We start from the raw sequence: 14,499 nt of genomic DNA, 5'->3' as shown, positions 1-14,499 counted from the left end.
GCGATAGTTTGAGGATTAACCGAAGAACCAGTAGCACACCGCGATCGCTGCCACTACGCCCGAAAACTCGGCGAGCAAGGCACAACCCACCGCATGGCGGGCACGCTGGATGCCCACGGCGCCGAAGTAAACGGCCAGCACATAAAAGGTGGTTTCAGTACTGCCCTGCACCGTCGCGGCGACCAGCGCCGGAAAGCTGTCTACCCCTTGGGTCTGCATGGTTTCGATCAACAGGGCCCGCGCCGCACTGCCCGAGAACGGCTTGACCATTGCCGTCGGCAACGCATCGACAAAGCGCGTATCCATGCCCAGCCACTCGACCACATGGCGAATTCCGTCCAGGCCGAAATCCAGCGCACCAGAAGCCCGCAACACGCCCACCGCACACAGCATGGCCACCAGATAGGGCAGCAGGTTCTTGGCGACATCGAAGCCCTCTTTGGCCCCTTCGACGAACGCCTCGTAGACCTTGACCTTGCGCAGCGCGCCAATCACCAGAAACAGCATGATCAGCCCGAACAGCGTCAGATTGCCGAGGATCGAGGACAAACTCGCCAGCGCTGCAGCCGACAGGCTCGCCAGCAACGCCATGAACGCGCCCAGAATCAACGCCCCGGGTACCAGATAGGCCAGTACCACCGGGTCCCACAGTCGCAAGCGCTGCATGAAGGCCACCGAGAGTAGGCCTACCAGCGTCGAGGCGCTGGTCGCCAGCAGGATCGGCAGGAACACCAGGGTAGGGTCGGCTGCGCCCTGCTGAGCGCGATACATGAAGATCGTCACCGGCAACAGGGTCAGGGACGAGGCGTTGAGCACCAGAAACAGGATTTGCGCATTGCTCGCACTGGTCGGGCTTGGATTGAGTTCTTGCAGTGCCCGCATGGCCTTCAGGCCAATGGGCGTGGCGGCATTGTCCAGGCCCAGGCCGTTGGCCGCGAAGTTCAAGGTGATAAACCCCAGTGCCGGATGCCCGGGCGGCACTTCGGGCATCAGGCGCTTGAACAGCGGCCCCAGCGCCCTGCCCAGCCAGTCGACGATGCCGGCTTTTTCAGCGATGCGCAGAAATCCAAGCCACAGGGTCAAGGTGCCGAACAACAGAATCATCACCTCGACCGACAGCTTGGCCATGGCAAAGATACTTTCCACCATGGCCGCAAAGATCCCGGCATTGCCGCCCACCAGCCACTGGACAAGCGCCGATACCGTAGCGACCACGAAAAAGCTGAGCCATAGGCCGTTGAGCATCGAGTGAACTCCTGGAAGATACGCCGAATGATAGCGGCCAGACCGCAGAAACAACAAACCCCGGACAAGTCCGGGGTTTGTGCGGGTGCAGCTGCCGAGGGACGATTATTCGCCTTTTGGCAGGGCTTCCTTGCTGCGCCAGTGCGGCAGCGAGTTCCAGTAGCGCTCGCCCTTGGCGTCGTCGTACATACCTTCCCAGCGCGAAATAACCAGTACCGCCAGGGCGTTACCAATCACGTTCAGGGCGGTACGGGCCATGTCCATCACACGGTCGACACCGGCGATAAAGGCCAGGCCTTCAAGCGGGATGCCCACGCTGCCCAGAGTGGCCAGCAGCACTACGAAGGATACGCCCGGTACACCGGCGATGCCTTTGGAGGTAACCATCAGGGTCAGTACCAGCAGCAGTTGCTGGCTGATCGACAGGTCGATGCCGTACAGCTGCGCGATAAATATCGCCGCGATACTTTGATACAGCGTCGAGCCGTCCAGGTTGAAGGAGTAGCCGGTCGGTACCACGAAGCTGCAAATGGCTTTCGGCGCGCCGTAGGCTTCCATCTTCTCGATCACGCGCGGCAGCACGGTTTCGGAGCTGGCGGTGGAGTAAGCCAGGACCAGCTCATCCTTGAAGATGCGCATCAACCTGATTACCGAGAAGCCAAACAGCTTGGCGATGAGGCCCAGCACGGCAAAGGCGAAGAACAGAATGGCGGCGTAAACCAGCAATACCAGTTTGGCCAGCGGCACCAGAGAGGCAAAACCGAAGTTGGCAACGGTCACGGCGATCAGCGCAAACACACCGATTGGCGCGTAGTTCATGATCATGTGAGTCACTTTGAACATCGACTCGGACACGCCCTGGAAGGTTTTCACCAGCGGGTCGCGCAGTTCGGCATTCAGGCTCGACAAGCCGAGGCCGAAGAGTACCGAGAAGAAGATGATCGGCAGCATCTCACCGCGAGCCATGGCTGCGAAGATGTTGGACGGAATCAGGTTGAGGATGGTTTCAATGAACGCATGCTCGTGGGTCACTTCAGCAGCAGTGGCCTGATACTTGGAAATATCGACCGTGCCCAGCGTGCTCATGTCGATCCCGGCGCCCGGGTGGAACACGTTGGCCAGCACCAGACCGACCAGAATCGCGATGGTGGTTACCACCTCGAAGTAAAGAATGGTTTTAAGACCGATGCGACCCAGCTTCTTCGCATCACCCACGCCTGCAATCCCGACAACCAGTGAGGAAATCACGATTGGGATCACGATCATCTTGATCAGACGGATAAAGATATCGCCGGCAGGTTGCAGAACGTTGCTGATCCACCAGGCTTTTTCGGCACTGAAGTGGTTGAGCAGCGCGCCGATTGCAATCCCGAGGACCAGACCGATTAGGATCTGCCAGGCGAGGCTAAGTTTTGCCTTCTTCATGTCATTACCCTTACTTCAAGTGGACTCGGGTGAAGGCTTTGACCAGAGCGCTCAAAGCGCAAAAATCGAAAGCCTGCACCCCCGTAGAAGGTCGCCCAAATCGAACCGGACAGGCTCTTTGGCAGGCGAAAAAAGGCGCAACTATTCCCATGCCGGAGTAAACCGTCTAATGCCGTAAACGCCTACCCCATGCCGAATCGGCATGGATTTTGTCCGACAAGACTTCATGAACATGGGCTGAGGAAAGCTAAGAATAGACGACATAAGTGCCGCACACCGGCTGTTTCAAGGTCTTTTGTGGCCGTAAATAGCGACGAAAAATCGTCAAACAATTAAGAAATATCCCATTGCATTAATCGGGAATTCTGAAGAAAAGATTTTGTATCCGGTCGATATACGGTCGGGGTTCAGAGGTTGTTCCTGCCCCGTCGATACTTTGCAAAATATTGAGAACAGACAAAGCATTAGCTATGTCTGCAGCGACCCTGCAGACACAAAAAAGCCCAGAGAAAACCTGGGCTGTCGTGTCTGAAAAAGCGAACCTGCTCCCGAAAAATCAAAGAGCCGTGCCCCTCAGTACCAATTCGGGTCTTTCTTTAACTGCTCTTTAAGCATGGCCTGTACACCTTCGTCCGGCTGACCCAAAAAGCGGTAGTCGGCGTGACGTGTCGGGGATTTGTCTGCAGGCAGACCGGCCGGCACCTCAACCAACATTGCATAAGCGTGTTTCTTGTCAAAACTGACGGCGACAATCAGGCGCCCGGTCGTGCAGGTATCGGCGGTTTCACATAAAGGACCGACCAGATACTTGTCGCCATCTTCAGTCACGGCATTCATTTGCTCGGCCGCACCGGAGAGGTTCATCACCCACTCGGGCAAACGCTCCTCCTTCTTCACCACCTGTTGCCAGGCCTCACGGTAGTCAGGATCGCTGAGTAACTGGTTAGCGTGCGACTGGCCATCGTTTGCGGCCAGGGCCATGGCACTGCTGCCCACCAACAGGGCAGCGGCCAATGCCTTCAGGGATCGGCTAAGCATGATCAACCTTTACCACGACGGCCAAAGATGAAGGACACCACGAACATCACCAGGAATACGACAAAGAGAATCTTGGCAATGCCGGTCGCGGTGCCCGCTATACCACCAAAGCCCAGTACAGCAGCGATGATGGCGATGATCAGGAAGGTAACTGCCCAACTCAACATGGTGTTTCTCCTTATTACTGTGGGAATAGCCTAATACCAATGGTGCATTCCGATGCCAGCAAGGGCCTCAAAACTGTGAACACTTAAAACACCCAACGTTCCGGTGCAGGTTGCGAATTAGCTGTTTGCGTCTCTTCGGCGGCGGTCAGTGCATAACTGTCCGCGGCAGTGACTCGCGCATCCAGTGCACTCGACTTGATCGTACTGAAGTGGTGTTGCTGATAGGCGACAGCAGGCAAGGGCGCGGCCACAGGCTGCGACGCTTGCTCCCAGCGAACCAGTTGCTGACCACCGATCAGGGTCACCACCAAAGCAAGGCTGGCGAACAGACCCTGCTGCAGGTGCAGTGGCGAAATATGAAAGCTGGCGAAACCTTGGCGATGCATGCTCAAACTCCTGCCACTCGGTGGTCAATTCAGGGAATGGTCCGCCAGTCATGACTGATCTGTACGGCGTCTATACCTGAGTTATTGCAGGCTGCATGCCAGCTTTTATAAAATAAATAAATCCTTATAAATCAACGAGTTAAACGCTTTAAAAAGACAGCTGTGCGCGCATCCTGCACGATGCTGCCGAGACTGTCGTGCGTTCTGCACGATCTGTGTAGAGCCCTGAAGGCTTGTGTGAGGCACAGAGGCACCAATGAGCACTCACCTGCTGCGTCCATTCAGGTTTAAAAGCTTCTAAATCATCTAGTTAGGCAATGCAGCCAAAGGCCTTCCCTGCTAGCCTCTTAAAAAATCGTGAAAAAATCATGCAACTTGCCCGATTATTCCGACACTAACCATGAACACTCATAGAGGAAGGCAGGAAATGGATACAGCCAAAGAGCACCAGGGCCGCATTCTGCTGGTGGACGACGAGTCCGCCATCCTGCGTACATTTCGCTATTGCCTCGAAGACGAGGGTTACACCGTTGCCACCGCCAACAGTGCGGCACAAGCCGATGCGCTGCTGCAGCGGCAAGTATTCGACCTGTGTTTTCTGGATTTGCGTCTGGGTGAAGACAATGGCCTGGATGTCCTGGCCCATATGCGCATTCAGGCGCCATGGATGCGGGTCGTGATAGTGACTGCCCACTCGGCTGTGGACACCGCCGTGGATGCCATTCAGGCAGGCGCCGCCGATTATCTGGTGAAACCCTGCAGCCCTGATCAGTTGCGTCTGGCCACCGCCAAACAATTGGAAGTACGCCAGCTTTCCGCCCGCCTCGAAGCCCTGGAAGGTGAAATTCGCAAGCCTAAAGACGGGCTCGACTCTCACAGCCCGGCCATGATGGCGGTGCTGGAAACCGCGCGCCAGGTAGCAGGCACCGATGCCAACATCTTGATTCTCGGTGAATCCGGCACCGGTAAAGGCGAACTGGCCCAAGCCATCCATGGCTGGAGCAAACGGGCCAAGAAATCCTGTGTAACCATCAACTGCCCGTCGCTGACAGCCGAGTTGATGGAGAGCGAACTGTTCGGCCACACCCGCGGCGCCTTCACCGGCGCCAGTGAAAGCACACTGGGCCGGGTCAACCAGGCAGATGGCGGTACATTGTTTCTCGATGAGATCGGCGACTTCCCCCTGACATTGCAGCCAAAACTGCTGCGCTTCATTCAGGACAAGGCCTACGAGCGGGTAGGCGACCCCGTGACCCGCCGCGCCGATGTGCGCATCCTGGCGGCCACCAACCTCAATCTTGAAGACATGGTTCGCGACGGGCGCTTTCGTGAAGACCTGCTCTACCGCCTGAACGTCATCACCCTGCACCTGCCGCCGCTACGCGAGCGCAGTGAAGACATTCTGACCCTGGCCGATCGCTTTCTGGCCCGCTTCGTTAAAGAGTACGCTCGCCCTGCCCGGGGCTTCAGCGAAGAAGCCCGACTGGCGCTGGCCAATTACCGCTGGCCCGGCAACATTCGCGAGCTGCGCAACGTGGTTGAACGTGCGAGCATCATTTGCCCGCAGGAAGTGGTTGAAGTCAGCCATCTGGGCATGGCCGAGCAAACCACGCCGAACACTCCGCGCATTGGTGCGGCACTGAGTCTCGACCAGCTGGAAAAAGCCCACATCGGTGCGGTACTGGCCACGAGTGAAACCCTGGACCAGGCAGCAAAAACCCTGGGCATCGACGCTTCGACACTCTATCGCAAGCGCAAGCAGTACAACTTGTGAGCCGCATACGATGAAACTTGCGATCAAGCTGCGAACCCGGCTGTTTCTAAGCATTTCTGCACTGATTACGGTGGCGCTGCTCGGGCTCCTGCTTGGCGTCGTCAGTGTGATGCAAATGGCCAAGACCCAGGAGGCGCTGATCCGCAATAACTTCATCACCCTCGATCTGGGCCTGAAGCTGCGTCAAAGCCTGGGTGACCAGCTGATTCTGCTGCTGCGTAATCAGCAAGACCCCAAAGCGCTGCAAGCATCAACCCGGGAATACCTGAAATTGCTCGACGAGGGCATCGAGCATGAGCGCAAAAACAATCTGCACAGCGGCTTTACCCAGGCCCGTACGGACTACGAAAGCTTCCTCAAAGCCCTCAACCCGGCTCAACCCAACACCCCTGACCTGAGTACTGACAACGAGCTGAGGAACCGCTTCAACCTGTTGCGCAACGGCCTGATTACCGAGCACCGCAAGGCCCTCGAAAACATCTATAGCGCCCAGGCCTCCGCCCGGGACCGGGCCCTGATCATTGCCTTGCTTCTGGGCCTGGTAGGGCTTGCGGTACTGACCATAGGTTTTATTACCGCCCACGGCATTGCCCGACGTTTTGGCGCGCCGATCGAAGCATTGGCCAAAGCCGCCGACAATATAGGCAAAGGCAACTTCGAGGTGGTGCTGCCACTCTCCTCGGCCACCGAGATGAACCTGCTGACCCGGCGTTTCGGGATCATGGCCGAAGCACTGCGCCAACATCAGGCAACCAATGTCGACGAACTGCTGGCGGGCCAGCAACGGCTTCAGGCGGTGCTCGACAGTATTGACGACGGGTTGCTGATGATTGATCAGCAAGGCCGCCTCGAGCATCTGAATCCGGTCGCGCAACGCCAGTTGGGCTGGGATCAGAGCCGCCTCAGTCAGCCGCTGGGCGAGGCGCTGATGCGCCCGGAGCTCGATCAGCAATTGCTCACGGTCTTGCGTGGCGGCAACCTGGAACGAGCCCCGGAAGACTTGAGCGTCGATATAGAGGGTGAAAAACGCCTGTTGACCTACAGCCTGACCCCGGTCAGCCAGCCCAAAGGACCGATTCTTGGTGCTGTGATGGTGTTGCATGATGTCACCGAGCAGCGGGCCTTTGAACGGGTACGCAGCGAGTTCGTACTGCGTGCCTCACACGAATTGCGCACCCCGGTCACCGGTATGCATATGGCCTTTGGCTTGTTTATGGAGCGGGCGCGTTTTGATCCGCAGTCCCGTGAAACCGACCTGCTCAACACCGTCAATGAAGAAATGCAGCGGCTGATGCAGTTGATCAATGACCTGCTGAATTTTTCCCGCTATCAAAATGGCATGCAAAAGCTGACGCTGGCCCCCTGCGACCTCCCGGACATGCTCGAAGACGCCCGGACCCGCTTCGCGGCCCGCGCGGCAGCCAAGGGGATCGAGTTGCAGGTCGACCTGCAGCCACCGCTACCGGTGTTGAATGCCGACCAGCCACAGCTCGAACGGGTCATTGATAACCTGCTGGACAATGCCTTGCGCCACACGGCCAGCGGCGGGCAGATTCGCCTGCAGGCGCGGCGGCATGGCGAGCGGGTGATCATCAGTATTGAAGACAATGGCGAAGGCATTGCCTATGGCCAACAAGGGCGGATTTTCGAGCCCTTCGTGCAGGTAGGTCGCAAAAAAGGCGGCGCCGGCCTGGGGCTGGCGCTGTGCAAGGAAATCGTCCAGCTCCACGGCGGGCGGATCGGCGTCTACTCACGCCCTGGCCAGGGCACCCAGTTCTACATGGCCCTGCCGCTGTTATAGCGCTCGCGCGGTCATCGCTTTGCCTGGGTGTTCAGCACTTTCAAAATGGCCGCGCTTTCGGCATCGGGCGTGCCATCAAACAGCGCTGGCCGGAAATGCATCTGGAAGGCCGCCAGTACGTGGCGAGTGGCAACGTCCAGCTCACCGGTCTGCGGGGTCTCGTAGCCCAACAGGGCCAACTGCTGCTGAAACCAGCCAATACTTGGCAGTGCGTTGGCAAACAGGGCCTGCTCCCGGGCTACGGCCTGGGCCTGCGGCCAGACTCCAAAGCCGGCTTCGGCCAGGCGCTTCCAGGGAAACAGCGGCCCCGGATCAAGCTTGCGCAACGGCGCTATGTCACTGTGACCAATGATGTTGTGCGGATCGATTTTGTAGCGTGTCGTGATGTCTTTAAGCAGGGCGATCACCGACTGGATCTGACCTTCAGTGTAGGGATACCAGACCCGCCCGTTGGGCGTATCGCGGAAACCCTTGTTGACGATTTCAATGCCGATGGAACTGGAGTTGAGCCAGGTGCGGCCGTTCCACTGACTTTCACCGGCGTGCCAGGCCCGCTGGTTTTCGTCCACCAGCTTGTAAATGGTTGGCGGGGTATCACCAATCAGATAGTGGCTGCTCACCGGCCCGCTGGTCAGCAATTGCAGTGAACGCTCAAGGGAGGTCGAGGTGTAGTGAAGGACCACAAACTGCACGCGGCTGTCGTGGTTGGCCGAAGGATGGCTGGTATCCATGCGGGGACCGCTGGCACAACCCGCCAGCAGGGCAATAAAGACTAGAAGCGCGGAAAATTTCATGGGCAGACACAACACAGTAAAATGTTAATACACCAGCATACCTTACTGGCTGCGGATGCATCTGAACCTGAGCCCTCAGACCTTCAGAGCAGCTCCTGAAGGTCTGACTCAATGCGATTTCGCCCGTTATGCTTGGCCCGATACAGGGCTTCGTCTGCACGCTTGAGTACAGACTCGCTGCGGTCACCCGCCTTGAACGCCGAGACCCCGATGGAGGCGGTGATGGTTACCGGCTCGCCCCTGAAGTGGAACGGACAGTCGGCAATGGCCAGTCGCAGTTTTTCGAGCAGCGCCAGGCCCATGGCCGGCGTAGCGTCAGGGATCAACAGGACAAACTCTTCACCGCCGAACCGGGCGATAAAATCACCCGGGCGCAGTTGCCTGCGGAGTTGATTGGCAATGATCTTGAGCACTTTGTCGCCTGCCAGATGCCCATAACCATCATTGATCCGCTTGAAATGGTCGAGATCGAGCATGGCGATCAACAACGAGTTGCCCTGTGTTTGCCAGCGTGCGACTGCAAATGCCAGCCGCTCGCCCCAGGCCGCCCGATTGGGCAAACCGGTCAGGGGATCGAGCAGGGCTTTTTGCCGCTGCTCTTCCAGGTGCTCGCGAAAGTCCTGGGCCTGCTGCTCCATTTGCACCACCCGCTCGACCAATGCTTGCAGGTGTGCTGCGACGTCTTGCTCGCGCGCATCACGCTGCTGCTGGTGTTGATCCAGCGTGCCCAGCAGGCCTTCCAGGCGATTTTCCAGAATGTGTTTGAGACTGCTCAGGTCAACCGCGCCCTGAACGCTGTTTTGCAGCCCGTCGACCTGTTCGCGCAATTGATTGTTCAAGTCAGCCGCGGCAGATCGACCTTCAGTGTGCCCTTCACTGGCCGCCTGAAGGCTGTTCTGGAACGACTCGAGCCGCTCGTTGAGCTGTTTTAGATACGCCTCGAACTCATGCTGGTCACTGTCAGTGACGGCCAGCATCAAGACTGCAAGATCGTCGAGGATCGGTAGTAACTCATACCAGTTGAGCCCTTTTTCAAGACGAGCTTTCATGGCTTCGGCTTGCGGGCGGTGATGCTCCGGCAACGACAGGTCACTTAGCAGACCCAGCAGGGTTGACTCGATATGCGCCGCCACCGAGCTGTATGAGGGCTCCGGGCTTTCAGGCAGGGCATAGGCGGTATCAGGCTCCGGCGGCGCAGCCGCAACCGGGTCTACCGATTCAGGCAGTTCAGCACTGTCGTCAGGTTCAAGGGTGAGCGACTCGACCGGCGCCTCAGGCAGACTGTTCTCTGCATCGACCAGAGCCACCACCGACTCCAGGGCACCGCAGAGAGCTTGTTCTTCCGGCTCATCGGGTGCGGGCACTTCGAGTACGGCAAGAGGCTGTTCAGGCGCCTTTTGCGCGTACTCAGGCAAGGACTGCGCGTGCTCCATTGGCGCCGGTTGCGGTTGCTCAGACACCGGCGGCTGGCTCTCAGCCTGTGGCAACACCGGCGCTGCAGGCAACTTGGCAACCATCGGCTGCAGCATGACTGGCGGTGTCGTGGCTTGTGCTGCAGGTACCGCAACGACTTCGGGCTGGGTTTTGTCTGGGTCTTGAGCACCGAACAGACGCTGTAACAAGCCCGGTTTGGACGATTCCAGTGCCTGGCGTTGCGGCGCCAGGGCAAGTCCCTGCAAGTTACTCAACTCGTCCAGCAACAGCGGTATCTCACGGGCCTGGCCAGCCCGGCTGTCGAGCTGTTTGGCAAATGCCTTGAGCGGCTTGCTGACTTCACGGGGCAACGGCAACGCCTGCAGTTGAGTGACCAGGGTATTAAGCGCAGTACTGATTTGCGCAACCCGGGTTTCGCGGCGTTGTTCGGAGTCGAGTACGGCTTTTTCGAGACGGGGCAGCAAGGTCGCCAATGCCGCGTCCATCTCGTCAGTGCGTACCGCTTCGCGCATTTCCTTCATGCATTGATCAACGGTGCGGTCTGTCCCTTCCGCCGCCAGGGTACTGCGCACCAGGCCCCTGCGCAGCAGGTCGAGCCGCGCATTCCAGCGCCGCTCAAGTTTGTCTTGGCGCTCGATGCTTAAAAGGTACTTCTCTTTCCAGCGATTGGCGTCGTCGGAGCTCATGAAGGCGAGCCGCTCAACATCGGCAGTGAATCGCTGCCCACCATTCCCGGCAAACGGATTTCAACTGCCACCGGCAAATGGTCAGAGATAGGCTGGTCCAGCACCTGCACACGCTCAAGGGTCAGGCTGGGGCTGAGCAAAATATGATCAAGACAGCGCTGCGGGCGCCAACTGGGGAAAGTGGCTTGCATTTGTGGGGCCAGCAAACCGAGGTCACGCAGGGGCGAGGTCTGGAGCAGATCGGTGGCATTGGTGTTCATGTCGCCCATCAGCACCTGGTGCTGATAACCGCTAACCAGCTCGCGAATGTAGGCCAGTTGCAGGTTTCGTACTTTAGTCCCCAGCGCCAGGTGCATGACCACGACGGCCAGCGCATCAGGGCCGGTACCAAAGCGCACTAAAATCGCGCCACGACCCGCAGGGCCGGGCAAGGGATGATCTTCAATCGCCGTAGGACGCAAGCGGCTGAGCACGCCATTGCTATGCTGCGCCAGTCGCCCCAGATTGCGATTGAGCTGTTGATACCAGTAAGGGAATTCGCCCTGTTGGGCCAGGTACTTGACCTGATTGATGTAGCCGGATCGGTGGCTACCACCATCGGCTTCCTGCAACGCGACCAGATCAAAGTCGCTCAACAAGTCGCCAATCTTGTCCAGGTTACCGGCCCGCCCTTTGTGTGGCAGTACATGCTGCCAACTGCGGGTCAGGTAATGACGATAACTTTGGGTGCTGTTACCGACCTGGATATTGAAACTTAGCAGCCGCAAACGCCGATCATCCGGCAGCCCGCAGGTAGCCAGATGATCCTCGTTGACCTGCGGTTCATGCAGGCCAACGATGCGTTTGCTTTTCCAGCCGCGCACGGCAAGGCCCCCTGTTACTTGGCGGCCCGCTCTTTGGCGATCAGTTGATCGGCCACGTTGAGTGCCTGTTCCGGGCCACCGGCAGTACCCAGATCGAATCGGTACTTGCCATCCACGACCATGGTCGGAACGCCGGAGATTTGATAGGCCTTGGCTTTATCTTTGGCCTTCTGGACCGCACCGGCAACGGCGAAGGAGTTGTAGGTGCTCAGGAACTTGTCTTTATCCACGCCTTGAGCCGCCAGGAATTCAGCCATTTCTTCCGGAGTTTTCAGCAGGTTCCCGGACTTGTCGTTCAGGGAAGCCTTGTGGATGGTTTCAAAGACCGCTTTATGAACCTTGTCTTCTACCCCCATGGCTTCGAGGGTGAGGAACAGTTGACCGTGAACGTCCCAGATGCCGCCAAACATGGCCGGGATGCGGACAAAGTTAACGTCTGCCGGCAGCTTCTCAACCCATGGATTGATGGTCGGTTCGAACGCGAAGCAATGCGGGCAGCCGTACCAGAACAACTCAACCACTTCGATCTTGCCGGGCACTGCAACCGGAACAGCGTTGGACAATTCGACGTAGGTCTTACCGGCTTCAAGCGGTACATCGGCAGCTTGAGCGGTCATGCCAAACAGACTGGCACTGACGAGAGCGGCGCTGAGAATCAGATTACGCATGCTTTACTCCTGGGCAAATAAGGTCGCTTCAACGTGACCTGTCTTCAGACAGGTCCGTTCTGGCTTGAGTTCGGTAGTGTAGCGGCAGATGCTACGAAAAAGGGCAGCCGAAGCTGCCCTTTCAGGTTCACAGTCAAGGATTAAACGATCGTTAACACGGCCGAAGGCTTGCATCCTGGCCTGATCGACCCTTAGTGCAGACCCTGTATGTAGCTGGCCAGTGCCTTGATGTCCTTGTTGCTCAACTTCGCAGCAATACCGCGCATGATCATCGAGTCACCGTCGTTAGTGCGCTCGCCTTCGCGGAAGTCGGTAAGTTGTTTCTCGATGTAGCTGGCGTGCTGGCCACCCAGGTGCGGGAAGCCGGCGGCAGCATTGCCCTGGCCGTCCGGGGAGTGGCAACCGGTGCACGCAGGCATGCCTTTTTGCAGGTCGCCACCACGGAACAGGGCTTCGCCACGGGCAACCAGCGCCGGGTCAGCAGCACCCACCGAGTTTTTCTGACTGGAGTAATAGGCCGCGATATCCGCGAGATCCTGATCGTTCAGGTTGGTCAGCAAACCGGTCATTTCCAGAACCTGGCGCTTGCCGTCCTTGATTTCGTGCAGCTGCTTGAGCAGGTAACGGTCACCTTGCCCGGCCAGCTTGGGGAAGTTTGGCGCCATGCTATTGCCGTCCGGACCGTGACACGCGCCACATACAGCGGTTTTTGCCTGACCTGCAGCAGCATCGCCGACAACGGCGGTGGCTGCAGCCTGGGCAATACCGGCGACGCCCAAGGTCAACAGCAGACTCACGAGTAATTTGTTCATCAGCTAATCCAACTACGGCTAAGGGTTAAAGAGTTATGGGCCGGGCTTACTCGTTCACCCACAGGATGGTTGACCGGTAATCCTCGACACTGCAGTCCATGCACAAACCACGCGGCGGCATCGCCTTGAAACCCTGGGTCACGTGTTGCACCAGCGCTTCCATATCATCCTGTCCTTGGCCTTGAGGCTTCCCGATCACCGGATTTCGGTGCTACGGGCAGTTGACCAGCTGGCAGACAATACAAACGCGGTTGTACACGGCTTCCGGATCCTGTGTAGCCTGAGTGCTGTTAAAGTGGCATCAAGATACCGGCAGCTAGCAGCCATTTCGTCATAAAACGACCTTTTCAGGGTTGGGAGCTTGCTGCGTTCTAATGCGCAACCTAGGTTTATCGCTCCCGTGTTCTTCATCCTACGCTGGGACAAAGCGCACACAAAATCTGCGGCATTATATACTGGCGCCACTGAAACGGAAACGACACGCTCGCCGCGTCCATTCCTGACGCCGCTCACATCGGAAATCCCATGCAACTCAAGAACCCCATTCTCGGTCTGTGCCAACAGGCTACCTTCATGCTCAGCGCCGCCAAAGTTGATCAATGCCCCGACGACGAAGGCTTTGAAGTCGCGTTTGCCGGGCGCTCCAACGCCGGCAAGTCCAGCGCACTCAACACTTTGACCCATGCCAGCCTGGCGCGCACCTCGAAAACTCCGGGGCGCACACAGCTGCTGAACTTCTTCCAGCTGGACGAAGAACGTCGCCTGGTCGACCTGCCGGGTTATGGTTATGCCAAGGTGCCAATCCCGCTGAAGCTGCATTGGCAGCGTCACCTGGAAGCCTATTTCGGCAGCCGTGAAAGCCTCAAAGGCGTGATTTTGATGATGGATATCCGTCATCCAATGACCGATTTCGACCTGTTGATGCTCGACTGGACCGTTTCGAGCGGCATGCCGATGCACATTTTGCTGACCAAAGCCGACAAACTGACGTACGGCGCAGCAAAAAATACCCTGCTCAAAATCCAGGCTGATATTCGCAAGCAGTGGGGCGATGCAGTGACCATCCAGTTGTTCTCCACCCCGAAACGCATGGGCCTGGAAGAGGCGTACACCGTGCTGGCACGCTGGATGGAACTGCCGAACAAAGGCGAAGAAGTGGTCGAGGCCAGCGAGTAAGAAATTCCAGGCAAAAAAAACCCCGGACTTCGTATTGGGGGAAGAAGTTCGGGGTTCAAGTACTGGAACGCTAGGGCGCGCTCCAGATATCTGCCAACACTTAACACAACATCAGGAGCTTTGAAGGGCTTCACCACCCATTCAGTAAATCTGAGTGGCGAAGGGCTGGTTAGTTCCAGAGGGCTAATAACCATTTGCAATAAACCCGGTTTTTCCCTGACTGACAGGCC

General features: G+C 57.9%; 13 protein-coding genes and 1 pseudogene. 3 read left to right on the top strand and 11 right to left on the bottom strand.

What is annotated here, in order from left to right:
- Nucleotides 1–15 precede the first annotated feature (15 nt).
- The 5 genes from B195_RS00835 to B195_RS00815 form a co-directional block, all read right to left on the bottom strand.
- Nucleotides 16–1,245 (bottom strand): nucleoside recognition domain-containing protein, encoded by a 1,230-nt coding sequence (locus tag B195_RS00835; RefSeq protein ID WP_003437651.1) that lies wholly within the window; start codon nt 1,243–1,245, stop codon nt 16–18.
- 105 nt (nt 1,246–1,350) lie between these two features.
- Complete coding sequence (gene gltP / locus B195_RS00830; RefSeq protein ID WP_003437653.1) at nt 1,351–2,670, bottom strand: glutamate/aspartate:proton symporter GltP; 1,320 nt, start codon at nt 2,668–2,670, stop codon at nt 1,351–1,353.
- Nucleotides 2,671–3,243: 573 nt separating this feature from the next.
- Nucleotides 3,244–3,708 carry an inhibitor of vertebrate lysozyme family protein gene (locus B195_RS00825; RefSeq protein ID WP_003437656.1) on the bottom strand — a complete coding sequence of 155 codons (465 nt, stop codon included), beginning with the start codon at nt 3,706–3,708 and terminating at the stop codon, nt 3,244–3,246.
- A gap of 2 nt (nt 3,709–3,710) precedes the next feature.
- Entirely contained in the window at nt 3,711–3,875 is a 165-nt protein-coding gene (locus B195_RS00820; RefSeq protein ID WP_003437658.1) for a DUF1328 domain-containing protein, read from the bottom strand.
- 83 nt (nt 3,876–3,958) lie between these two features.
- Nucleotides 3,959–4,261, bottom strand: coding sequence for a hypothetical protein (locus tag B195_RS00815; protein WP_003437660.1), 303 nt, complete (start codon nt 4,259–4,261; stop codon nt 3,959–3,961).
- 427 nt (nt 4,262–4,688) lie between these two features.
- Here B195_RS00815 and algB point away from each other — a divergent pair, with 427 nt between their 5' ends.
- Entirely contained in the window at nt 4,689–6,035 is a 1,347-nt protein-coding gene (gene algB / locus B195_RS00810) for a sigma-54-dependent response regulator transcription factor AlgB (protein WP_003437663.1), read from the top strand.
- Nucleotides 6,036–6,045: 10 nt separating this feature from the next.
- Nucleotides 6,046–7,836 (top strand): ATP-binding protein, encoded by a 1,791-nt coding sequence (locus tag B195_RS00805; protein ID WP_003437664.1) that lies wholly within the window; start codon nt 6,046–6,048, stop codon nt 7,834–7,836.
- A gap of 11 nt (nt 7,837–7,847) precedes the next feature.
- On the opposite strand, the gene B195_RS00800 is transcribed toward B195_RS00805, so the two are convergent.
- From B195_RS00800 to B195_RS00775, 6 genes and pseudogenes are all read right to left on the bottom strand, one after another.
- The gene (locus B195_RS00800) at nt 7,848–8,630 is read right to left on the bottom strand and encodes an N-acetylmuramoyl-L-alanine amidase (RefSeq protein WP_003437665.1); all 783 of its coding nucleotides are present in this window, start codon (nt 8,628–8,630) and stop codon (nt 7,848–7,850) included.
- Nucleotides 8,631–8,713: 83 nt separating this feature from the next.
- On the bottom strand, nt 8,714–10,750 hold the full coding sequence (locus B195_RS00795; protein ID WP_003437666.1) for a GGDEF domain-containing protein: 2,037 nt from the start codon (nt 10,748–10,750) through the stop codon (nt 8,714–8,716).
- Complete coding sequence (locus B195_RS00790; protein ID WP_003437667.1) at nt 10,747–11,613, bottom strand: endonuclease/exonuclease/phosphatase family protein; 867 nt, start codon at nt 11,611–11,613, stop codon at nt 10,747–10,749. Before B195_RS00790 ends, B195_RS00795 begins: the two co-directional genes overlap by 4 nt.
- Nucleotides 11,614–11,627: 14 nt before the next feature.
- Entirely contained in the window at nt 11,628–12,281 is a 654-nt protein-coding gene (locus B195_RS00785; protein WP_003437668.1) for a thiol:disulfide interchange protein DsbA/DsbL, read from the bottom strand.
- Nucleotides 12,282–12,472: 191 nt separating this feature from the next.
- Nucleotides 12,473–13,093 carry a cytochrome c gene (locus B195_RS00780; protein WP_003437669.1) on the bottom strand — a complete coding sequence of 207 codons (621 nt, stop codon included), beginning with the start codon at nt 13,091–13,093 and terminating at the stop codon, nt 12,473–12,475.
- A 46-nt stretch (nt 13,094–13,139) separates the two neighbouring features.
- Nucleotides 13,140–13,428: pseudogene (locus B195_RS00775) on the bottom strand (cytochrome c5 family protein).
- Nucleotides 13,429–13,618: 190 nt separating this feature from the next.
- On the opposite strand from B195_RS00775, the gene yihA reads away from it, so the two are divergent.
- Complete coding sequence (gene yihA / locus B195_RS00770) at nt 13,619–14,269, top strand: ribosome biogenesis GTP-binding protein YihA/YsxC (protein ID WP_003437678.1); 651 nt, start codon at nt 13,619–13,621, stop codon at nt 14,267–14,269.
- The last annotated feature ends 230 nt before the right edge of the window (nt 14,270–14,499 follow it).

This window comes from Pseudomonas sp. Lz4W, assembly GCF_000346225.2.
Classification (GTDB): domain Bacteria; phylum Pseudomonadota; class Gammaproteobacteria; order Pseudomonadales; family Pseudomonadaceae; genus Aquipseudomonas; species Aquipseudomonas paraversuta.
The sequence above is the reverse complement of the archived record's forward strand: the minus strand, read 5'-3'. Positions and strand labels throughout refer to the sequence as shown.